The following is an 18,835-nucleotide window of genomic DNA, read 5'->3' as shown; positions in this document are numbered from 1 at the left end:
ATTGATCATAAGAATCTTTTGTTTCAACTGAATCCCTATCGGGAGTAGGCTGTTGGGCAGCAAACAAACGTCATGTCGACGCTGACGGCATAACTCAATAACTTACTAAGCTGACAGGGAATGAACATGTTGGATATCTCGCAATTCGATCAGATTAACCCACCGGCACGCCTGCTGATGGGGCCGGGGCCGATCAACGCCGATCCGCGCGTGCTGCGCGCCATGTCGAGTCAGCTGATCGGCCAGTACGATCCGGCGATGACCGGTTACATGAATCAGGTCATGGCGCTGTATCGTGCGCTGTTCCGCACCGAAAACCGCTGGACGATGCTGGTGGACGGCACCTCGCGCGCCGGTATCGAGGCGCTGCTGGTTTCCGCCATTCGGCCGGGCGATAAGGTGCTGGTGCCGGTCTTCGGCCGTTTCGGGCATCTGCTGTGCGAGATTGCCCGCCGCTGCCGCGCCGAGGTGCACACGATTGAGGCGCCGTGGGGCGAGGTGTTCAGCGCCGATCGCATCGAAGACGCGATTAAGCGAGTGCGCCCGCGCCTGCTGCTGACGGTGCAGGGCGACACCTCCACCACCATGCTGCAGCCGCTGCATGAGCTGGGTGATATCTGCCGCCGCCACGGCGTGTTGTTCTATACCGATGCGACGGCTTCCTTCGGCGGCAATCCGTTGGAGACCGATGCCTGGGGGCTGGATGCGGTCTCCGCCGGGCTGCAGAAGTGCCTGGGCGGCCCCTCCGGCAGTTCGCCGGTCACCCTCAGCCCGCAGTTTGAAGAGATTGTGCGCCGCCGTAAATGCGTGGAGGCGGGGATCCGCACCGCCGAGCATGCCGACGGCGACGACGAGATGATTTACTCCAACTATTTCGACATCGGCATGATCATGGATTATTGGGGACCGGAACGGCTCAATCACCATACCGAAGCCACCAGCATGCTGTTCGCAGCGCGCGAATGTGCGCGGGTGATCCTTGAAGAAGGGCTGGATCAGGCCATCGCCCGCCACCGGCTGCATGGCGCGGCGATGCTGGCGGGCATCCGGGGCATGGGGCTGGCGGTGTTCGGCGATCTCGAACACCACATGAATAACGTGCTCGGCGTGATGATCCCGCCGCAGGTGCACGGCGAACAGGTGCGGCAGATGATGCTGAACGACTTTGGCATCGAAATCGGCACTTCGTTCGGCCCGCTGCAGGGCAAGATCTGGCGCATCGGCACCATGGGCTACAACGCGCGCAAGGATTGCGTGCTGCAAACCCTGGCGGCGCTGGAGGCGGTGTTGAACCGTCTCGGCTTCGCCAGCAAGCAGGGCGAGGCGTTGCAGGCCGCCTGGAACGTTTATGACGCAGGCAAGCGTGGATGACGCCGCTGGAGGCGCAGCAGGCTGCCGCACGGGTGATGGCGCGCTGTGACGAGCTGGCGGCGATCAGCGCGGAGCCCGGTAAATTGACGCGTCTTTATCTGTCTGCGGAACATCGGCGCGCCAACGCTCTGGTGGGTGAATGGATGCGCGAGAGTGGCATGCAGGTTTGGCAGGACAGCGTCGGTAATATCTGCGGCCGTTATGAAGGGCACACGTCCGCTGCCCCCGCGCTGCTGCTCGGTTCGCATCTGGACACGGTGCGCAACGCCGGGCGCTATGACGGCATGCTCGGCGTGCTCACGGCGCTGGAGACGGTGGCGCACTATCACCGCCAGGGGCGCCGTTTGCCGCTGGCGCTGGAGGTGATCGGCTTTGCCGACGAAGAGGGCGCGCGCTTTGGCGTCACGCTGCTCGGCAGCCGCGGGCTGACCGGTCAATGGCCGCAGGAATGGCTGGCGCAGACGGATGCCGACGGGGTGAGCATTGCGCAGGCCATGCGCGACTTTGGGCTGGAACCGGCGGCGATCGCACAGGCGCGTCGCGCGCCAAACGAAATTCGCGCCTATCTCGAATTGCATATCGAACAGGGGCCGTGCCTGGAGGCAGCCGATTTGGCGCTGGGCGTGGTGACGGCGATCAATGGCGCGCGCCGGCTTACCTGCACTTTCAGCGGTGAAGCGGGCCACGCCGGCACGGTGCCGATGGGGCAGCGCAAAGACGCGTTGGCGGCCGCGGCGGAATGGATGATGGCGGTCGAAACGCTGACCCGCGCTGCCGATCCGCATCTGGTGGCCACCGTGGGGTGTATTGAATGCCTGCCGGGCGCGGTCAACGTGATCCCCGGCGAAGTGCGATTGACGCTCGACGTCCGCGGCCCGCAGGATGCGCAACTGGCGGCGCTGTTGACGGCGTTGCTGGCGCAGGCGCAGACGATCTGCGCGCGCCGCGGCGTGCGCTTCACCAGTGAAGAGTTTTACCGCATTGACGCCACTGCCTGCGATAGCGAGCTGCAGCAATGCTGGCAGGCGGCCGTCGAGCAGGTACAGGGGCGGAGCCTGGCGCTGCCGAGCGGCGCCGGGCACGACGCCATCGCCGTGGCGGCGCACTGGCCGGTCGGCATGCTGTTCGTGCGTTGCGCCGGCGGCGTCAGCCATCATCCGGCCGAAGCGGTGCGGCAGGCGGACGTGGCGCTGGCGATCCAGGCCTATTGCCTGACGATCGCCGGCTGGGAAAAGGGGGAGTCAGTCTAAACGCAGAAAGCTGTCGGCGTCGCGCCAGGCCGGGAAGGCGCTGCGGTAACTCTGCAGGGTTTCCAGCGACAGCTCGGCGTCCAGCCGCGTGGCCGCGCCTGGCTCCGCATCCGCCAGGATCTCGCCCTGAGGGCTGATGATCAGGCTGTCGCCGCTGTAGCTCAGGCCGTTGGGATCGTCGCCCACCCGGTTGCAGCCCGCCACATACACCTGGTTTTCAATCGCCCGCGCCGCCAGCAGCGTTTGCCAATGGTGACTGCGCGGCGCCGGCCAGTTGGCGACGTATAGCGCCAGATCGTAATCCTGCTGATAGCGCGCCCAAACCGGGAAACGCAGGTCGTAGCAGATCTGCGGCAGGATGCGCCAGCCGCGCCACTCGACGATTTCACGCCGGTTGCCGGCCTGGTAGTGCAGGTGTTCGCCGGCCATGCGGAACAGGTGGCGTTTGTCATAGGCGTGTACCTGGCCACCCGGCTCCACCAGCAGGAAACGGTTGACCGCGCCCTCGTCGGTTTTCAGCGCCACGCTGCCGCCGATTAACGCGTGGCTTTTCACCGCCCAACCGTGCAGCCAGTCGATCACCTGCTGTTCGGGCAGGGCGCTCTCGCCGGCATCCATGGCGAAGCCGGTGGTGAACATCTCCGGCAAGACGATGAGATCGCGGCCGACGATCGGCGCCAGCAACGCGTCGAAGGCGGCCAGATTGGCGAGGCCGTCGCGCCAGACCAAAGGTTGCTGCAACAGGGTAATTTTTAAAGTCGACATAACCGCTCCGCAGCTGCATCCAGCGTGGCGTCCTGTTTAGCGAAGCACAGCCGGATCAATTTATGGGGGAAAGGATCGGCACAGAAGACCGACAGCGGAATGGCCGCCACGCCCACGTGCTCGGTTAACCAATGGCAGAACGCCACATCGTCCAGATCGGAGATGGCGCCGTAGTCCGCCAGCAAGAAGTATGTACCCGCGCAGGGTAAAATTTCCAGTCGGCTGCTCGCCAGCGCCTGCACAAAGCGGTCGCGTTTGGCGCGATAGAACGCCGGCAGCTGTCGCCAGTGCTCCGGCTCGGCGCGCAGGCTATCCGCCAGCGCCAGCTGGGCCGGGGTATTGACCGAAAAGGTCAGGTATTGATGCACTTTGCGCACCTCGGCGCTCAGCGCGGCGGGTGCCACGCAATAGCCCACTTTCCAACCGGTCATGTGGAAGGTTTTACCGAAAGAGGACACCGCGATCGCGCGTTGGCGCAGCTGCGGGTGGGCCAGCACGCTGGCGTGGCCGCCTTTGGCGAAGCAGATGTGTTCGTAAACCTCGTCGCTGAGCACGTAGATTTCGCGTTCGGCGATAGCGTGCCACAGCTGCTGCATGTCTTCCGCCTGCCAGGCGGTGGCGGACGGGTTGTGCGGCGTGTTGACGATCACCAGGCGGGTGCGCGGCGACAGCGCGGCGGCGAACGCTGGCCAATCCACGGCAAACGCGGGCGGCTGCAGGGCGATGCGTTTGAGTATGCCGCCGGCCAGCGTCACCGCAGGTGCATAGCTGTCGTAGCTGGGATCGAAACAGACCACCTCGTCGCCGGGGCGCACCAGCGCGCTGATGGCTGCGAACAGCGCTTCGGTAGCGCCGGCGGTGACGGTCACTTCTGCGGTGGCGTCCGGTTGCCAGCCATACAGCTCGGCGGTTTTGTCGGCGATGGCTTCGCGCAGCGGCGCCACGCCGGTCATCGGCGCATATTGGTTGGCGCCCTGGGCGACGTGCCAGGCCAAGCGTTCTTTCAGGTAGTCCGGGCCGTCGAAATCGGGGAAGCCCTGCGACAGGTTGATCGCCTGGTGCTGCTGCGCCAGCGCGCTCATCTGGGTAAAGATGGTGGTGCCCAGCGAGGGCAGTTTGCTTTCGGGAATCAATGCGGAAGTGCTCATAGCGGGTGAATACTCCTGGCGCTTATATTGCCGTCAATATAACACGATGCTAGTATTTGGCAATCAAGACGCTTAGATGGCTAAATGCGAAAAAGTGCTTAGCCCGCCACGCGGCAGGCCAAGCCTCATCTGCCGGCCGCCTTACCGAACGGGAAACGATAATAATGACGGAGAATCCGCAACTTACCGCATTGATGGCGGCCTGCCACTGGATTGGCAACAAAGGCTGGTGCCCGGCGACCGGCGGCAACATGTCGCTGCGCCTGGACGAACGTCAGTGCCTGGTCACCGAGTCCGGCAAAGACAAGGGCAGCCTGAGCGCCGCCGATTTTCTGCGGGTGGATATTGCCGACAATCATGTGCCGAGCGGCCGCACGCCGTCGGCGGAGACCGGGCTGCATACGCTGCTCTATCGCCTGTCTGCGCATATCGGCGCGGTACTGCATACCCATTCCGTCAACGCTACCGTCCTGTCGCGGGTGGAACGCGGTGATGCGCTGGTGCTGCAGGGGTACGAAATGCAGAAGTCGCTGGCCGGCCAGCGCAGCCACCTGGACCGCGTGGCGATCCCCATTTTCGACAACGATCAGGATATCCCTCGGCTGGCGGCGCGCGTGGCGGCCTATGCCGAGGCCACGCCACTGCAATACGGCTTTCTGGTACGCGGCCACGGCCTGTATTGCTGGGGGAGCCAGGTGGCGGAAGCCCGCCGCCATCTCGAAGGGCTGGAATTCCTGTTCCAGTGTGAACTGCAACGCCGCTTACTGGAGGCGAAATGATCCGCGCTATCGTGACCGATATTGAAGGCACCACCAGCGATATTCGCTTTGTGCATCAGGTACTGTTTCCTTACGCCCGCGAACGGCTGGCGGATTTTGTGCGCCGCCATGCCGCTGAGAGCGAAGTCGCAGCGCCGCTGGCGGCGCTGCGCGCTGAAATTGGCCAACCGCAGGCCGATCTCGACGTGCTGATCGCCGCGCTGTACCGCTTTATGGATGAAGACCGCAAATCCACCGCACTCAAAGCGCTGCAGGGCATCATCTGGCGCAGTGGCTACCGCGAGGGTGATTTCCGCGGGCATCTGTATCCGGAAGTCGCCGGGCAGTTGGCCGCCTGGCAGCGGCAAGGGGTGAAACTCTACGTCTATTCCTCCGGTTCGGTGGAGGCGCAGAAGCTGCTGTTCGGCCACAGCGACGCGGGCGATCTGCAGCCGCTGTTCAGCGGCTATTTCGATACGCACGTTGATTAGAAGTGAGATAAATGGAACTGAGTCTGCGAGATAATTAGGGGATATAGTGATTCTTTAGAGGATATAGTGGGACAAGGTCTGTAAATCATTTCCAGTATGTGAAAGATAAAACAGGGCAGAAAACTTCAGTCCTCTGCCCCAAATTTTACTCCCCGCCACCGAACAAATCCAGCATCGGCTGCTTGTGCTTCATCACTCGTTTATGTACTCGGTGAATCAGCTTGCGCAGCCCTCGCTCGGTAATGCCATATCGGGAACTCAGGTCGGCCCAGTTATTGCCTTTGAACTCGTTGTAAATCTGCAGATCACGAACGGCCAGCTTATAAACGTAATCACGAGGAAACGTGAAATTCTGCCCACCGAAATGCTCTGCCAGGAAATTTGCCACCGCCAGCCCCAGATGCTCGGCCTGCTCAGTTGAACACCCATAGTCAGATGCTGTCTCGGCGACATGGTCAGCAACCTCAGATAACAGCTTATGGCGCTTTTCTTCCATTGGCGTAATCATGATCTGCCCCCCGTTATTGCAATGCGGCTTGAGCCTTCAGCTCGCGTTTCTGCCACTTCTTCAACGTCTCGATAACGCGACTGGCCTGATCCGTTCCCAGCCACTCCAGCCGACCTACACCTGTTATACGGTGAGCATACGCATTTATCGCACGCTCCGAACTATCACGGACAAACCCCGCTTCAAACATCTCCAGCCACAATGACCGGATTTTTTTCGATTGCTCGTCTGTCGCCGTAATCTTTCCAGGCCTTTTAAATGCCCGCCGGAATCCCAGGCCATAAAACGCCTCCATAACCGACTCTAATTGCTTGATGGTCATTTCTTTCGTTGAGCTTAAACCCGTATAGCTATCGAGCAGTTGGCGGTAGGTATCGTCATCCAGGCGACGGTCACGTTTGGCGACATGAATTAATTTTACCAGGTTAATACGGTTCATCACATTACCCCCGTGCGTGTTTTATTAGTGACACCACCCATTCAATTAATAAATAACTGCCACAAATACTCACTAACCAGAATACGGCGCAGAATAACGCCATTAATAACCACGTTCCTCTTCGTGAAATGGTCATGGTTTTACTCCTATACCTGTCAAAGAACCTCCCTGGCCTTGAACAGCCTGGTGCAGTTGTGCCTGCTTGCCAGCCCTGTAACCGGCATCGGCAGCATCATCACCGCCGCGACATTTTTTCGCAGCTCGAAGGGTGGACTCTTTAAATTCCATTTCTTCTTTAAGGCGGCTGTAATACGCAGCCATAAGTGTTTTCTCAGATGCAGCTACCTTGTAAATATCGATAACGGCATATGCACCATCAACCCAGCCCTCACAGAACTGATCCGCACGAGCGACTTTTGTGCTGGGCTTAATATTGCGCCGCATTTTTGCCGTAAATTCACGACGCGCCTTTACTAATTGGCGTGACAAAACATCAAATGCATATGCCGCGATTTCCGGCCTTTCATTAGGGCCGAAGAATACGACCGTCCGTTGGCCGCTCGAAAGAAAGTTACGCTTATATTGGTAATAGCAATCAACACCAAATGCGCGGCAAATCATGTTGGCCAGGCTATTCATATATGCCGGGATTTTCTGCGCCTGTGATGGTGCGCCTTTACTGCTGGCGCGACCAATCTCCATCAGGTCAATATCCGTCTCAGTGAGACTATGCTTGCGCATTAATGCCTGAGCCTGGCTCAGTGCATTAGCGGCTTCATTGCTGTTGGTACTGCGTCTGGCCAGGTTAAGCAGCTTCTTGATCTTCGCCAGATACTTTTCATTGTTGTGGGTCATAGTTAACTCCCAGGCGTTCTGCCAGCCGCATGAGTTTTTGCCGCTTGTGAAAATCGATGGCCGTATCGAGGCCGTTCAGGCGAAATTGCTCGATCATGATCTCCACGTCGGCCATTTCGCTGGCCAGTTTCATTTCGTCGCTAAGGCCGTTCAGGTTGCGCGACACCTCAGTGCTCAGTTCGCTGGCCTCCTCGGCCAGCTTCAGGAGTTGAGAGTCTGGGCCAAAGCGTTTCATGGCCATGCGGTACAACGTCGAACGGTTAGTCGCTATAGACATATCCCCTCCGAGTAATCATCACGATGCAGCGGCTGGAGCTCGCTGGTGGGCACAAACGCGTTATAGGTTTACCCGCAATGCGGGCAGGCCAGGATAAGGTCCACACACCAGGTACCGTCATGCCCCTGCGTAATGGTTGCCTGATCGGAATCGAGCTCATCTACGTCTTCGCTACAGGTTTTGCATTGCAGGCTCATTGGGCGATCTCCTGTTCAAATGGCACTATGGCGAAATCTTCCAGGTTGCGATTAATGGTGATGCCTGGAATATCTTTTACTGCCGCCTGTTCGTTTAATATTGCGTCCTTATTAATTTCCTCCTTGGAACGAATAAACCGAGTCAGCTTGAGTCTTTTCAGGGCAGCAATAACTGCCTCGGCACCGCGTATCGTGCAGCTCGGCGGCCGGTTACGCCAAATCACCTCGCCGGTAGTTAAATTGACGGTCTTTGTTTTTCCGTCCTGGGTCAGTTCGGTGCGATTGGCCTCACACCAGGTCTGGATACCTTGCTGCAGACCGCTTATCTCGGCCTTCAGTCGTTCAATCTCCGGCGAATGGTATTGCGTTACCGCTGCAATCTGGTCATTCATCTCCGTTTCGATACGGGTTAATTGACGCTGCAAATCGCCAAGGGATTTAATACCGTCAATAACCTCAGTTTTCGTTTGCGCGGCGTACGGAACCGCCGCAGCTTTAAGCCGCTTTTTACCTTTTGCCATTTTTAAATACCTTAATTAGTGGTGAGTCTTGCCTTTGCTGGAAAAGTTAATTGCAGGTTTAAATCCCCGGTCTATTAACGCTTTCAGCGCCATTTCATGAAAAACTGGTTTCAATTCCTCCAACAATTTCAATTCAACTTCGGTGGCGTCTTTTGTGTTTGCTGCCACCATCTGTAAACTCATTGACCCATTAGGCAGAATGGTAATGATTGACTCTATTTTGATTGCCATGATTTATGTTCTTTCCTCCCAGACAACCCGACACTTATCCAGTTGATACTGGAATTTTTGATAACGCCCCAGTTCATCGACTCCAGTTGAATATCGAACCGCTTTACCCAGTGCTACCATTCTGCGTGTGGTGGCGTTCGGATGAATGACCACCGTCGGACGGCGGCCTTCTTCGATGTCGATACGTTTAACCGTAATTCCCTGGGCAGATAATGTGGTAACCGCCTTACTTGTGGTGATGATGGCTATTTGAATTCCTTCGCTTTCCACCACCAACGATAATTTATGAGCAGTACGCATAATCCCTCCGTCTTCGTTGACTTATAGTTAACTGCTTTTAATTACATCGAAATTAACAATGGGCACGTCAATTTATGCGGCGGGAATCATTACCACGACACTTCCATATCGTCCCAGTTAACCCCCGGCACATCACAAGAAATAATCTTGATCCCGTTGGAGCCATCCATTGGCGGCCAACCTTCATTATTGCCATCCTTAAACTGGCAAATTAACCCATATGCATTCCAGCCTTCTGACACCTGTTGTACAAAGCATTCAGCGGCCAGCATTTTTAGCACCGTCACCGTAATATCACCGTCGTTATCACTCAGGCGATGCTTGTGTCCGGTGAAGAAATTATTGATTTGATGAAGATGCTCATAGGTGCAAATATCATGATCAATCTCAACAGTAAGGACAGGAGCGTCCTCATGGGCATTCCAGGTTATTTCGTATTGTTTAATAGCTGTCATCTACTTATCTCCTTCACACTTGAACCAGCGTCCCAGGCAATTACCCCCGTTTCGCCCCATGATGTTGTCAAACACCTTTGATAACGTCGGCATTAACCACCGGCACACCGATTTGTGCGGCCAGGTTCATTGCCGCGATGGTTAAATTGCTGACAGCCAGCGGGTATAACAGGCTGACAACGCCTTTGCGGCCGCCGATATTATTGCTGAGCCTGGCGCGAATAGCGTCGGTGGCGCTGGTGTCCAGCACCTCTTTTACCGACTTACCGGCGCGGTCAAACTTAAACGTCAAAAATGCCTCCAACTGGGTATCCAGCGGCAGCAGCTCGACAACTTCACAGCGCTGTACCACCTCGCGGACCTCCTGATTGCGTTCTGACAGCTTCATCGCCAGTTCCGGCTGGCCGACCAGCACAATGGAGAGCAGTTTTTTAAACCCGTTCTCCAACTCAAAGAAGCGTTTGAGGTGCTTCAGCGTTGGCAACGGCAGCGAGTGGGCCTCTTCAATCACCAGAACGTGGCTGTAACCAGCATTGCTGCTGTCTTTCAGCACGCGGTGGAGTTGGCGGAACCTAGCCTCCTGGCTGCGTTTGACGCCCTCCAGCGGCGCAATGGTATTGATGATCGCCTCGGCGATCGACGCCGCTTTCAGGGTCTTGCCCTTGTTGTCGTTGTCTTCCATCGCGATGATGTAGGGCTCAATCACAATCACCGGTGCGTTTTCGCGGTTGATGCGTTCAATCAGGTCGCGGCGCAGCGTGGACTTGCCCGCACCGGACTCACCGACAACAGCCAGGAATCCGCCGTGGCGCGCCGTCTGGAACAAGGCCTCACGGACGTAACGAATGTCCGGGGTCGTGAACACATCCTCAGAGCCCTGCAGGGCATCGTCGGCGAACGGGTCGCGGAACAAACCGAAGTGCTTTTTCGTTGCTGGATGTAATACCTGTTTTGCGAGTAACATATTGTCGTCTCCCTCCGTTGGGGCGTGTGGTGAGATATCGGTGCGGGCGGTGTCCGCCGCCTGCACCTCTTCAAATGCGCCAGCTGTATCCAGCCCACGCGCTGCTAAAAATTGGCTGATGCTTTCCCGCACCTCTGCGGTGCGGCGTTTTGGCCAGATGCCGTGGTTCACTATCTGCGAAATGGTCGGTTGAGAGACCTGGGCCGCGTCAGCGACCATCTGCTGGTCAATACCGTGCTCCTGCATCAGCGCCTTCAGTACCAACATGCTGCCTCCTATTGGCCGTTAACGACGCTCAGCGTCACGTTGTGCTTGCCAGCCAGCTCACCGGCAATCGTGTCGATATCGTCCGCCGGAACGCCGTCCGGGAAACGCTGAACCAACTGGTTATAGTGCTGTGCCTGCCACTCCCGGCCCTGCGCCGTGAATATCTCCCGTAGCGCTTTCGCTGCCTCAACGTGCGTCAGCGGACGCTGTTCTATACGTGGGCCGCGCACATCCGACTCCTGGCCGCGTTTCGGCAGGTAGGACGGTAGCTCGGTGTCGTCAATCGTGCGATACGGGTCAAACCTCCCACCAAACGGCAGTGCTTTGGCTTTACGCGCCGCCGCTGCTGCGTCGGCAGAGTCGGTGCCGGTGACAATCTGCTCAATCTCCTGATTGACCTGCTGGGTGACGGTATCCGTCGGTTTGCGGTAGCTCTCGCCGATGATCGCGGCGTTGGTTGCAAACCCAAACTCGTTCTCCGGAACTTCATCCACCAGGTGGTAAAACTCGTGTCCATCTTCACCAACCAACACAATTTGCGCGGCGTCGGTACGCCACGGATTACGTGTCACCATCAGCGACTCGCCAATCATCACGCCAGGTACACTTGAGACGTCGTACTGGCGGCTCTGGAACGATATTTCCAGCGTCGGCTGGACCTTGCGCGACACAGGCGCAGTGACCGCCAATTCACGACAAATTTCCACCGAGGGCGCTTTAATCAGCTGTTCGGCGGTGATACGCAACCAGATATCGTTGCGGCAGAAGCCGTGGCGGCTATGGATAGCCGTGGCGTTAAAATGGCTGCGCCACTTCTTCGCCATCGCGTTCAGCTCGTCCAGGCTGTTGACTGTGACGAATTTCAGGCCCGGTTCGAACTTGCGTTCGATGATGTCACGGGCTTTCTCGACCTGGCCGGTTGCACGGGCGTTCCCGGCCTTGTGGGCGATCATCTCGATGCTCAGTGCCCGGCACAGGTTTTTTGTCATGGCGGCGGTGTTGGCAGAGCCGGGGTCCATGAATAGAATTTTCGGCACACCGTGCAGCACATCCGCGCCGCCGCGCTCCTGCATGGCGTTAATCAGCACCGAGCACAAGTTCTCGCCGGATTCGGCACCGAGGACGTATTCGACGTAGATCCAGCCGCTAGTGTGGTCGGTGATTTCGTAGCTCCAGACGCGGTCGTGGGCGATACGCGCCAAATTTTTTGGCTTGTTCTTGTAGAACTCAGCGCTGTCCATCACCTGCAGGCCGGTGGTTTTCTTGCCGTTCTGCAGGTAGTAGAGGGTGCAGAGTGAGGCATCGACCAGCCAAACGTGGTTAGGATGCAAGCTGGCCAACCGGGTGCTGGGCTCTGGTGCCATCAACTGGTCGGGATGTACACCGTAGGCCCGCATGGCGCGAATAATGGCGCTTTCCGATAATGGACGAACTTCGCCCGTGTTTTCATCAATGGCTTCGGCTGAAATCATGCCGTTGGCCCGCAGCTCTGCCACCGCGTCGGCGACTGCATACAGGCGCTTGCCGTTCTTGCGGGTAGATTCAGTCAGCAGTGCGGAGATCATCATGGCATCCTCGCGCGTCAGCGCACTGGTGCCCGCATCCGTGCGGCGTTTGCGTGTGTCTGTCATCGCGACCTCCTTGATTTTTCGTAACAGCGTTGCGCGGGATATACCCAGCTCAACGCAGGCCTTTTCATAGATAGCGCCGCGCTCACCGTGCCCGGCATTGCGGGCAGCCTGCGCTATCGCAACCAGTCGTTCGGTCAGGGCTGCGCTCATATCACATCACCGTTGCGTTGTTGTTATCGTTATCCGGCAGGTCAACCCAGTCCGGCCGGTCATTGCCGGTGGGGGCTGACTCCAGGTCATAGGTATCGCGCAACTGGTTGACCGCGCGTTCGACCTGACACAGCAGACCTGCCATAAAATCGTATGGCGGATCGACCTCATGGTCTGAGCAGTGAGTGGTGAGAACAGAGAAAGCCTCGCGCAGCTTGCCGCTCAAGACGGCCTCTGCCTCATAGGCGATGGCACTGACTTCTTTACGCAGCTTTTCAGCTTCGACGTCCGGTGCAGGCGGCTTGATCTTCGACTGTTTCTGCAGCTTGGTAGTCAGGTCGTCAATTTTGGTGTTCTTGTCGGACAACACGCGGCGCTGGGCGTCGGCATCTTCGCGCGCTTCACGCAGTGCGGCTTTCAGCTCGCGGCTGGTCATGCGGTCGATATCGTCAATATCCAGACCAGCAATGGTGCCGCCTTCGGCGAGCGCTACCAGCTCGTCATCGTCTTCGGTCATCAACTCGAACAGCTTGGTCTTGCCCAAATGCGCAAGCGCCTGCGCTTTTGACTCCAGTTTTGGCGATAAATATTTGAGGGATGCCTGCATCATGACCTGCGCTGTGCGCTTCGAGAGCGCCAGCTGGGATTCAATGATGTCGGTGAAATCGCCGTGCGGTTCGTTCTCCTTGAGAATGACCAGGCGCTTACCCGCTTCCAACATGGCTTCGGCACTTTGCGCCATATAGAACTTGGTCTCATGCACAATACGAGAGCGCTCATACGGCAGGCCTTCGCCAAATTGTTCCATGATCTGCTGCTGGTGTAGTGCCATCTGGTTTTGATTTTCGCTCAGGTCAGCAGGTAAAAAGGTGTCGCTTACCATTGGTGCCGGTTCGTTTTTAGGTCTGGCCATTTGTCTCTATCTCCTAACGTGTTCCAGCCATGATGCGCTGGGTGGTTTCATTCATGCGGGCCTGCATGCGGGACATGTGCTCGGCGTGAGCCGTGGCGATCTGCAACATTTGGATGCTGTGCGCGTAGCGGCCGTTGTCGAGTTGAATTACAAGGCCGACGTCCACCAGGGTGGCTAAGTCGCGGCTGATGTTGGCCGGTGAGACGTTCAACGCCTTGGCCAGCTCGCCGTTTGACAGGCCAGTCATCGTGTAGCCTTTGAGGGCAATCAGCACACGCAACGTGCGAGTTGCCGATGATGAGGTGCCGGGTTTCTTGCTCATGCTTTACTCCACATTACCGAGAATGCCAGGGGTGACTTCCCCGCCAATTGCGACAGACAGGTCTCGCAAAATCTTGTACGTCAGCCTGCCTCGCGGTAGCTCTTTTTTACCGGCCCAACGGCTCACCGCCTGAGTGACAGTGCGCGGCTCGTAACCCGCACCAAGCGCGAACTGGCGAAAGTTACTACCACGCTCAATCAGACGAGCCTGAATCTGTCGTTTGTTCATAGCTTGGTTGTTCCTATTGGGTTATTGTGTAAACATTACGAATAAGCGTACTTATTCGTAACAAATAAATCAAGTGAGTTTTATGCAATATGAATAAAAACAGTGTGGACGCGGTCTTGGCGCGCTTAATGGAACTACTTGGAGCCGGAAACGATAGTGAGCTGGCCCGGATGTTAGATGTAAATCGGCAAACCCTTGCAAGCTGGAGAAAGCGCGATTCTATACCTTATTCAATTTGCATAAGCCTGTCTGAAGAGCGGGGATATTCGCTAGATTGGCTACTTACAGGTCGTGGGCAGGCTATGCTTGATAAGCAAGCTCCAGCAAATGCAGATGTGATCTTTTCCCGTTCTGACCTGACATTGTTGGAACTGATGAACCAGTTAGATCCTGAAGTAAGGAAAGATTTAATGCGAAGCGCTGAGGAAAAACAGCGAATGATCGAACTTGAGAAAAAAGTAAACGAGCTCTCTTCTGAACTTCAGAAGAAAAAAAATGCGAGCTAATTTGTTCTCATTGGGAACGGTTTATTCGTTTTGGTTGATATTGGATGGGTAGACATGAGCAACTCGAAATTGAAATATGTAAAATTGCTTCTCATATGTACTGGCTTGGTAGGTATTTCTACTTCACATGCAGACGAAAAGTCATTGCGGACTGAATCTCGTGAGCAGATGAAAAACCTGTTGTTAAGTACTCTTAAGGACCCATACTCCGCAGACATTAAAGTGATAAAGGAATTCCCGGCTACCGGAGAAATCAAGATGCTTTGCGGCTTAGTGAATGCTAAAAATGGGTATGGTGGATATAACGGGTTTGAGAAGTTTTATATCCGTGATAATGAAGTGACCTATGTGGCAAAAGATGGGGCTTTTGAATTCATTACTAATTTGGCTTGGGACGTCTGTGAGTATGCGGTTCAGAAATAACGGCGCATTTAGCGCCGTTCTATCACCAATTTCTAATAACGAGCTCTTTCTGTCGCGATGCCGATCTGCCAACACCCTGCAAAGTGTAATGAATGCTAACGCTCTCCATATGAAGCCCCGAAAAAACTGCCCGCATTTCAGGGGTATCGTTCACTGAGATCAGCATTTTGCCCGCCATCGACCTGGCTAACTCAGCCATCACCACGTAGTTCTCGAACTCAAAATCGACGCCATAGCCCTCGGTCTGCCAGTAAGGTGGGTCGCAGTAAAACAGCGTATGCGGCCGGTCATAGCGCTGGATACATTTGGCCCAGTCCATGTGCTCAATACAGGTACGCGCCAGCCGCATATGGGCCTGTGACAAATCCTCCTCAATCCGCAGCAGATTAAATCGTGGAGGCGACGTAGTTGCCGTGCCGAAGGTTTGCCCCTCGACCTTACCGCCGAACGCCTGCTTCTGCAGGTAGTAAAATCGTGCAGCGCGCTGAATGTCTGTCAGCGTTACCTCTGGCGTGATCTGCAACCATTCGAACATCTGCCGACTCACCAGCGCCCACTTGAACTGCTGAATGAACGCTTCCAGGTGGTGCTGGATCACCCGATACAGATTCACCAGTTCGCCATTGATGTCGTTGATCACTTCGACCTTGCTGGGTGTTTTCAAGAAGTACAGTGCAGCCGCGCCGCAGAATGGCTCAACATAGCAGGTGTGTTCGGGAAACTGAGGCAAGATTTTTTTTGCCAGGCGGCGTTTGCCACCCACCCAAGGTATGATCGGGGTCGATTTCATAAACTGTAAGCCTTTTTCATATGATGAAAATGCAGTAGGCTTAATCTGTCTCGCGAGACGGACTGAGCCCTGGGTCGACTCACAGGTCTAAGCTGTGGTGTTGATGGCCTGCCGGGTGTTCCACCACCTGACAGGCCGCTCTTTCTCTCTTCGGGAGTATTGTTGTCTGGCCACTACCTGATTGTAATTTGCCCTAGGACAGAGAATTAGAGGCTCGTATGTCGAAAGATGAAGAAAAACTGCATGTATTACAGCAACGTCTGGATAAATTGGAGGTAAGTCTGACAGATTTTCAAATTAGTCACGAGATTCACCAGGCAATGATTACTTGTTTGCTTCTTGCCCAGCCTGAGCCAGAAAAAATAGATGCAATTTGGCGAAAGCTCGGTGGCACTCTAGGTATTGATATTTTGGAGCGCTATTCGTCATATTTTTCTGAGCATCCTCATATGGAGCATCTAATTAATAAATTTACGGGTTCAAGCGTGACATTCTGGAAGTCTATTTTAGATCAATGCATTGAAATTAGGCGGCCTTCTTCATCAAATGATAGCAATCCTTCTGTGGCAGATTGAATAAACTATCCATGATTTATGCGGGCGATGAGCTTGACATAGTCCGCATCATCAATTGTCCTTCCATCAAGCGCATCACGTAAGTCGGTTTTCATCTCTGGTGTAAAATAGCTTAAAAAAATGTCACTTGAATCACATGTGTTTATGCGTTGGATTAGGTTTGCATCCGCGTCGTGATATGGGTTTTGATGGGGTTTTGATAACATTTTATTTTCCTGGGCATGGTATATAGATAGGTTATAAACAGCCTCTATTTTGGTTCTGCCTACGCATTGTATAATCTGCCCTAGGGCAAATTACTCCTCCTCCAAGTTAACACATACTCCCCCTACACTCATTTGCCCTCAGGCAGAACAAATCAGTAGGGAAAAAATCATGTCACTATTTCACAAAGTCCGTCACCAGCGCCTGCGCAACTGGATCATCCTCGCCGTCGTTCTGCTGGTCGCCATCGCTATCGTTTCGCCGATGCAGCTCGGCGTCACGCTGTACAAATTATCGCTGGTGTCTATCGCCGCCATCCTCGGTTATCACCTCGACCGCGCACTATTCCCGTATGCCAGTCCCGGCAGCTACCTAATCGACGACTGGAAAAATACCCTGGGTAAACCGCCGGTCCCATCTGGACGCAACGAACCGGAGTTCCCTGTCGCGACCGGCTACGAGCTGGTGTTCGCTGCCGTGCTGCTGCGCCGAGCGCTGATTGTTTCCGCCATCTGTATCGGCGTCACGATGGGGTTATAAGCATGCGATGCCTGTTATCTGGTCTGTTTCTGCTGCTCAGTGCTTGCCACCCGGTAGCCGCTGCCATCCCTGAGGATGCGCGGCAATATCAGCGCGAATTGACCCGCAACGCCCGCGTGGTCTGGGGGCTGGATGCGCCGGTGGCGACGTTCGCCGGTCAAATCCATCAGGAGTCGACCTGGCGCGCCACGGCAAAATCGCCCGTTGGCGCACTTGGGTTGGCGCAGTTTATGCCTGCGACGGCGGGCTGGATTGCGGGCATCTACCCCAAAAGCCTCGGCGACAATCAGCCGTTAAACCCGGCCTGGGCGATGCGGGCGCTGGTGACCTATGACCGTTGGCACTATGACCGTATCACTGCAGCGACCGAATGCGACCGCTGGGCCTACGTCCTATCCGCCTATAACGGCGGACTGGGCTGGGTGCAGCGTGACCGCAAGCAGGCGGCTTCGCGCGGCCTTGACGCCGGTCGATATTGGAACGTGGTCGAGAGCGTGAACGCCGGGCGTTCCAGCGCCAATTTCCGTGAGAACCGGGGCTACCCGGTTCGCATCATTTACACGTGGCAACCGCTCTATGAGCGGGCTGGCTGGGGCTCGGGGGTCTGTCATGAGTGACTGGCTGAAATTCATTGCTCGTTATGCCGTCTGGGGCGTGATCGTTTGGGGGGGATTCGAGGCTGGCCACAAGCAAGGGATGGCAGATGCGCGCCTGGAATGTTCCCGAGGCCAGACTCAGCAAGCCGCCGATGCCCTCAACCAGTTTATTGCCGGTACTAAAGCGCTGACAGCCCAGGCCAATGCCGCCAGCCAGCAGTTGGCGCAGCAGATCGCTGACCGCGCGGCTGCCGATGACCAATCCACTCGGGAGATCCGCGATGCCCTCAAAAAAACCGCATCTGGCCGCGCTAATTGTGTGTTTGACGCTGACGTCATGCAGCAACTCGCCGCCGCCCAGCAGCGTGCTGCTGCCGCCACAACAAACGGTATTACCGGCCGAACTGGCGGTACGGTGCCCGCCACCGGCGCTGCCGGACGATAACAGCGCCGACGCCGCCGTCGTCGCGCTGAAAACGGTTTACGACCAGTACGGCGTCTGCGCCGGTCGGCTGGCCAATATTATTCAATGTGTTCAAGGGGGTAGTTGTGGCAATTAATGAATTGAGGTTCGACTGGGCATTTCTGCAATGGGCAGTGATGGCCGTCGTCGGCGTATATACCTGGCTGATTGGCCGTCAATCGGCCAGCCAGAAAGAGCTGCTGGAGTTGCGCACCCGCATCACCACGCTGGAAGCGCAGGTGAAACAGGTACCGACCCAGTCGCAGATCACCGAACTCATCAGCAAGCTGAGCCGCGCTGAGGCACAGATGCATGGGATGCAAGAGCAGATGGCCGCGACCTATCGGCGAACCGAGAACATCGAAGCCTATCTGCTGCAGAAGAAATAACGGAGGACACCATGAGTTTTGCCGACTTCCTGCGCGAAGACCAGCGCCTGGTCATGTTGCGCTTTCTGGCCGAGATGCCGAGCTACAGCTCCAACAGTTCGGTGATTTACCAGGCGTTGACGCGCTATGGCCATGCTCCGAGCCGTGACCAGGTCAAGACCGAGTTACGTTGGCTCGAGGAGCAAGGGTTGGTGCGTATCGACGATATCGAGACCGTGCTGGTCGCACGCCTCACCGAGCGCGGTGCCGATGTCGCTGCCGGTCGCGCCATTGTCCACGGTGTCAAACGCCCTGGCGCGGGAGGCTGA

27 protein-coding genes and 1 pseudogene are annotated in these 18,835 nt (G+C 56.4%); 12 read left to right on the top strand and 16 right to left on the bottom strand.

The features are described 5' to 3' along the window. The first annotated feature begins 126 nt into the window (after positions 1-126). Entirely contained in the window at positions 127-1,371 is a 1,245-nt protein-coding gene (locus ABTW55_RS13665) for an alanine--glyoxylate aminotransferase family protein (protein WP_060423868.1), read from the top strand. After that, a complete protein-coding gene (gene hpxK, locus ABTW55_RS13660; RefSeq protein ID WP_060423822.1) occupies positions 1,368-2,621 on the top strand; it encodes an allantoate amidohydrolase in 1,254 nt (417 codons plus the stop codon). Before ABTW55_RS13665 ends, hpxK begins: the two co-directional genes overlap by 4 nt. Here the strand turns inward: hpxK and ABTW55_RS13655 are convergent. After that, positions 2,613-3,386 (bottom strand): amidohydrolase, encoded by a 774-nt coding sequence (locus ABTW55_RS13655; protein ID WP_041033464.1) that lies wholly within the window; start codon positions 3,384-3,386, stop codon positions 2,613-2,615. The genes hpxK and ABTW55_RS13655 overlap by 9 nt on opposite strands. After that, positions 3,374-4,534: a pyridoxal phosphate-dependent aminotransferase gene (locus ABTW55_RS13650; protein ID WP_041033466.1), complete on the bottom strand. Its 1,161-nt coding sequence runs from the start codon at positions 4,532-4,534 to the stop codon at positions 3,374-3,376. Before ABTW55_RS13650 ends, ABTW55_RS13655 begins: the two co-directional genes overlap by 13 nt. Positions 4,535-4,698: 164 nt before the next feature. Here ABTW55_RS13650 and ABTW55_RS13645 point away from each other — a divergent pair, with 164 nt between their 5' ends. Together ABTW55_RS13645 and mtnC are read left to right on the top strand one after the other, a co-directional pair. Next, positions 4,699-5,313 carry a methylthioribulose 1-phosphate dehydratase gene (locus ABTW55_RS13645; RefSeq protein WP_041033468.1) on the top strand — a complete coding sequence of 205 codons (615 nt, stop codon included), beginning with the start codon at positions 4,699-4,701 and terminating at the stop codon, positions 5,311-5,313. After that, a pseudogene (gene mtnC / locus ABTW55_RS13640) lies at positions 5,310-5,777 on the top strand (acireductone synthase); the annotation flags it as partial. The gene ABTW55_RS13645 and the pseudogene mtnC, both read left to right, overlap by 4 nt. 151 nt (positions 5,778-5,928) lie before the next feature. On the opposite strand, the gene ABTW55_RS13635 reads toward mtnC, so the two are convergent. From ABTW55_RS13635 to ABTW55_RS13575, 13 genes are all read right to left on the bottom strand, one after another. Further along, positions 5,929-6,291 (bottom strand): Mor transcription activator family protein, encoded by a 363-nt coding sequence (locus ABTW55_RS13635; RefSeq protein WP_041033460.1) that lies wholly within the window; start codon positions 6,289-6,291, stop codon positions 5,929-5,931. A gap of 13 nt (positions 6,292-6,304) precedes the next feature. After that, positions 6,305-6,730, bottom strand: a complete 426-nt coding sequence (locus ABTW55_RS13630) for a gp16 family protein (protein WP_060424518.1) — start codon at positions 6,728-6,730, stop codon at positions 6,305-6,307. A gap of 132 nt (positions 6,731-6,862) precedes the next feature. Then, entirely contained in the window at positions 6,863-7,585 is a 723-nt protein-coding gene (locus ABTW55_RS13625) for a DUF2786 domain-containing protein (protein WP_060424516.1), read from the bottom strand. Beyond that, positions 7,569-7,862, bottom strand: coding sequence for a hypothetical protein (locus tag ABTW55_RS13620; RefSeq protein WP_060424514.1), 294 nt, complete (start codon positions 7,860-7,862; stop codon positions 7,569-7,571). Before ABTW55_RS13620 ends, ABTW55_RS13625 begins: the two co-directional genes overlap by 17 nt. Before the next feature lie 193 nt (positions 7,863-8,055). After that, the gene (locus tag ABTW55_RS13615; protein ID WP_060424512.1) at positions 8,056-8,580 is read right to left on the bottom strand and encodes a host-nuclease inhibitor Gam family protein; all 525 of its coding nucleotides are present in this window, start codon (positions 8,578-8,580) and stop codon (positions 8,056-8,058) included. A gap of 15 nt (positions 8,581-8,595) precedes the next feature. After that, positions 8,596-8,811, bottom strand: a complete 216-nt coding sequence (locus ABTW55_RS13610; RefSeq protein ID WP_060424510.1) for a hypothetical protein — start codon at positions 8,809-8,811, stop codon at positions 8,596-8,598. Between the two features lie 3 nt (positions 8,812-8,814). Further along, positions 8,815-9,111 (bottom strand): hypothetical protein, encoded by a 297-nt coding sequence (locus tag ABTW55_RS13605; RefSeq protein WP_154610174.1) that lies wholly within the window; start codon positions 9,109-9,111, stop codon positions 8,815-8,817. A gap of 89 nt (positions 9,112-9,200) precedes the next feature. Continuing rightward, positions 9,201-9,566: a DUF2528 family protein gene (locus ABTW55_RS13600; protein ID WP_060424508.1), complete on the bottom strand. Its 366-nt coding sequence runs from the start codon at positions 9,564-9,566 to the stop codon at positions 9,201-9,203. A gap of 67 nt (positions 9,567-9,633) precedes the next feature. Beyond that, positions 9,634-10,797 (bottom strand): AAA family ATPase, encoded by a 1,164-nt coding sequence (locus ABTW55_RS13595; protein WP_060424506.1) that lies wholly within the window; start codon positions 10,795-10,797, stop codon positions 9,634-9,636. Between the two features lie 8 nt (positions 10,798-10,805). Then, positions 10,806-12,578 (bottom strand): DDE-type integrase/transposase/recombinase, encoded by a 1,773-nt coding sequence (locus ABTW55_RS13590; RefSeq protein WP_060424504.1) that lies wholly within the window; start codon positions 12,576-12,578, stop codon positions 10,806-10,808. A 1-nt stretch (position 12,579) separates the two neighbouring features. Continuing rightward, a complete protein-coding gene (locus tag ABTW55_RS13585) occupies positions 12,580-13,491 on the bottom strand; it encodes a DUF3102 domain-containing protein (RefSeq protein WP_060424502.1) in 912 nt (303 codons plus the stop codon). A gap of 13 nt (positions 13,492-13,504) precedes the next feature. Further along, positions 13,505-13,813, bottom strand: a complete 309-nt coding sequence (locus tag ABTW55_RS13580) for a helix-turn-helix domain-containing protein (RefSeq protein WP_060424500.1) — start codon at positions 13,811-13,813, stop codon at positions 13,505-13,507. A gap of 3 nt (positions 13,814-13,816) precedes the next feature. Beyond that, a complete protein-coding gene (locus tag ABTW55_RS13575; protein ID WP_041033437.1) occupies positions 13,817-14,041 on the bottom strand; it encodes a hypothetical protein in 225 nt (74 codons plus the stop codon). An 89-nt stretch (positions 14,042-14,130) separates the two neighbouring features. Between ABTW55_RS13575 and ABTW55_RS13570 the strand changes: the two genes are divergently transcribed. Continuing rightward, positions 14,131-14,547: a helix-turn-helix domain-containing protein gene (locus ABTW55_RS13570; RefSeq protein WP_060424497.1), complete on the top strand. Its 417-nt coding sequence runs from the start codon at positions 14,131-14,133 to the stop codon at positions 14,545-14,547. A gap of 54 nt (positions 14,548-14,601) precedes the next feature. Next, positions 14,602-14,970, top strand: coding sequence for a hypothetical protein (locus tag ABTW55_RS13565; RefSeq protein WP_154610173.1), 369 nt, complete (start codon positions 14,602-14,604; stop codon positions 14,968-14,970). Between the two features lie 22 nt (positions 14,971-14,992). On the opposite strand, the gene ABTW55_RS13560 is transcribed toward ABTW55_RS13565, so the two are convergent. Beyond that, a complete protein-coding gene (locus ABTW55_RS13560; protein ID WP_060424493.1) occupies positions 14,993-15,760 on the bottom strand; it encodes a DNA adenine methylase in 768 nt (255 codons plus the stop codon). A 218-nt stretch (positions 15,761-15,978) separates the two neighbouring features. On the opposite strand from ABTW55_RS13560, the gene ABTW55_RS13555 reads away from it, so the two are divergent. The 6 genes from ABTW55_RS13555 (at position 15,979) to ABTW55_RS13530 (ending at position 18,835) form a co-directional block, all read left to right on the top strand. After that, positions 15,979-16,335: a hypothetical protein gene (locus ABTW55_RS13555; protein ID WP_154610172.1), complete on the top strand. Its 357-nt coding sequence runs from the start codon at positions 15,979-15,981 to the stop codon at positions 16,333-16,335. A gap of 375 nt (positions 16,336-16,710) precedes the next feature. Next, on the top strand, positions 16,711-17,079 hold the full coding sequence (locus ABTW55_RS13550) for a putative holin (RefSeq protein WP_060424491.1): 369 nt from the start codon (positions 16,711-16,713) through the stop codon (positions 17,077-17,079). A 2-nt stretch (positions 17,080-17,081) separates the two neighbouring features. Further along, a complete protein-coding gene (locus tag ABTW55_RS13545; protein WP_060424490.1) occupies positions 17,082-17,696 on the top strand; it encodes a transglycosylase SLT domain-containing protein in 615 nt (204 codons plus the stop codon). Beyond that, on the top strand, positions 17,689-18,120 hold the full coding sequence (locus ABTW55_RS13540; RefSeq protein WP_060424488.1) for a hypothetical protein: 432 nt from the start codon (positions 17,689-17,691) through the stop codon (positions 18,118-18,120). The genes ABTW55_RS13545 and ABTW55_RS13540 overlap by 8 nt, the downstream gene beginning before the upstream one ends. A 104-nt stretch (positions 18,121-18,224) precedes the next feature. Continuing rightward, on the top strand, positions 18,225-18,527 hold the full coding sequence (locus tag ABTW55_RS13535; RefSeq protein ID WP_072269495.1) for a DUF2730 family protein: 303 nt from the start codon (positions 18,225-18,227) through the stop codon (positions 18,525-18,527). Between the two features lie 11 nt (positions 18,528-18,538). After that, the gene (locus tag ABTW55_RS13530) at positions 18,539-18,835 is read left to right on the top strand and encodes a hypothetical protein (protein ID WP_041033421.1); all 297 of its coding nucleotides are present in this window, start codon (positions 18,539-18,541) and stop codon (positions 18,833-18,835) included.

It is taken from the genome of Serratia sp. SM04, from assembly GCF_040280225.1.
In the GTDB taxonomy this organism is placed as follows: Bacteria; Pseudomonadota; Gammaproteobacteria; order Enterobacterales; family Enterobacteriaceae; genus Serratia; species Serratia sarumanii.
The sequence above is the reverse complement of the archived record's forward strand: the minus strand, read 5'-3'. Positions and strand labels throughout refer to the sequence as shown.

Excerpts from the sequence above, each read along its gene's own strand:
- ABTW55_RS13570 (WP_060424497.1), top strand. The coding sequence starts at position 14,131 with ATGAATAAAAACAGTGTGGACGCGGTCTTGGCGCGCTTAATGGAACTA.
- ABTW55_RS13665 (WP_060423868.1), top strand. The coding sequence starts at position 127 with ATGTTGGATATCTCGCAATTCGATCAGATTAACCCACCGGCACGCCTG.
- ABTW55_RS13550 (WP_060424491.1), top strand. The coding sequence starts at position 16,711 with ATGTCACTATTTCACAAAGTCCGTCACCAGCGCCTGCGCAACTGGATC.
- ABTW55_RS13630 (WP_060424518.1), bottom strand. The coding sequence starts at position 6,730 with ATGAACCGTATTAACCTGGTAAAATTAATTCATGTCGCCAAACGTGAC.
- ABTW55_RS13540 (WP_060424488.1), top strand. The coding sequence starts at position 17,689 with ATGAGTGACTGGCTGAAATTCATTGCTCGTTATGCCGTCTGGGGCGTG.
- ABTW55_RS13580 (WP_060424500.1), bottom strand. The coding sequence starts at position 13,813 with ATGAGCAAGAAACCCGGCACCTCATCATCGGCAACTCGCACGTTGCGT.
- ABTW55_RS13655 (WP_041033464.1), bottom strand. The coding sequence starts at position 3,386 with ATGTCGACTTTAAAAATTACCCTGTTGCAGCAACCTTTGGTCTGGCGC.
- ABTW55_RS13585 (WP_060424502.1), bottom strand. The coding sequence starts at position 13,491 with ATGGCCAGACCTAAAAACGAACCGGCACCAATGGTAAGCGACACCTTT.
- ABTW55_RS13600 (WP_060424508.1), bottom strand. The coding sequence starts at position 9,566 with ATGACAGCTATTAAACAATACGAAATAACCTGGAATGCCCATGAGGAC.
- ABTW55_RS13650 (WP_041033466.1), bottom strand. The coding sequence starts at position 4,534 with ATGAGCACTTCCGCATTGATTCCCGAAAGCAAACTGCCCTCGCTGGGC.
- ABTW55_RS13625 (WP_060424516.1), bottom strand. The coding sequence starts at position 7,585 with ATGACCCACAACAATGAAAAGTATCTGGCGAAGATCAAGAAGCTGCTT.
- ABTW55_RS13635 (WP_041033460.1), bottom strand. The coding sequence starts at position 6,291 with ATGATTACGCCAATGGAAGAAAAGCGCCATAAGCTGTTATCTGAGGTT.
- ABTW55_RS13605 (WP_154610174.1), bottom strand. The coding sequence starts at position 9,111 with ATGCGTACTGCTCATAAATTATCGTTGGTGGTGGAAAGCGAAGGAATT.
- ABTW55_RS13620 (WP_060424514.1), bottom strand. The coding sequence starts at position 7,862 with ATGTCTATAGCGACTAACCGTTCGACGTTGTACCGCATGGCCATGAAA.
- ABTW55_RS13595 (WP_060424506.1), bottom strand. The coding sequence starts at position 10,797 with ATGTTGGTACTGAAGGCGCTGATGCAGGAGCACGGTATTGACCAGCAG.
- ABTW55_RS13610 (WP_060424510.1), bottom strand. The coding sequence starts at position 8,811 with ATGGCAATCAAAATAGAGTCAATCATTACCATTCTGCCTAATGGGTCA.
- hpxK (WP_060423822.1), top strand. The coding sequence starts at position 1,368 with ATGACGCCGCTGGAGGCGCAGCAGGCTGCCGCACGGGTGATGGCGCGC.
- ABTW55_RS13555 (WP_154610172.1), top strand. The coding sequence starts at position 15,979 with ATGTCGAAAGATGAAGAAAAACTGCATGTATTACAGCAACGTCTGGAT.
- ABTW55_RS13575 (WP_041033437.1), bottom strand. The coding sequence starts at position 14,041 with ATGAACAAACGACAGATTCAGGCTCGTCTGATTGAGCGTGGTAGTAAC.
- ABTW55_RS13590 (WP_060424504.1), bottom strand. The coding sequence starts at position 12,578 with ATGAGCGCAGCCCTGACCGAACGACTGGTTGCGATAGCGCAGGCTGCC.
- ABTW55_RS13645 (WP_041033468.1), top strand. The coding sequence starts at position 4,699 with ATGACGGAGAATCCGCAACTTACCGCATTGATGGCGGCCTGCCACTGG.
- ABTW55_RS13545 (WP_060424490.1), top strand. The coding sequence starts at position 17,082 with ATGCGATGCCTGTTATCTGGTCTGTTTCTGCTGCTCAGTGCTTGCCAC.
- ABTW55_RS13565 (WP_154610173.1), top strand. The coding sequence starts at position 14,602 with ATGAGCAACTCGAAATTGAAATATGTAAAATTGCTTCTCATATGTACT.
- ABTW55_RS13560 (WP_060424493.1), bottom strand. The coding sequence starts at position 15,760 with ATGAAATCGACCCCGATCATACCTTGGGTGGGTGGCAAACGCCGCCTG.
- ABTW55_RS13530 (WP_041033421.1), top strand. The coding sequence starts at position 18,539 with ATGAGTTTTGCCGACTTCCTGCGCGAAGACCAGCGCCTGGTCATGTTG.
- ABTW55_RS13615 (WP_060424512.1), bottom strand. The coding sequence starts at position 8,580 with ATGGCAAAAGGTAAAAAGCGGCTTAAAGCTGCGGCGGTTCCGTACGCC.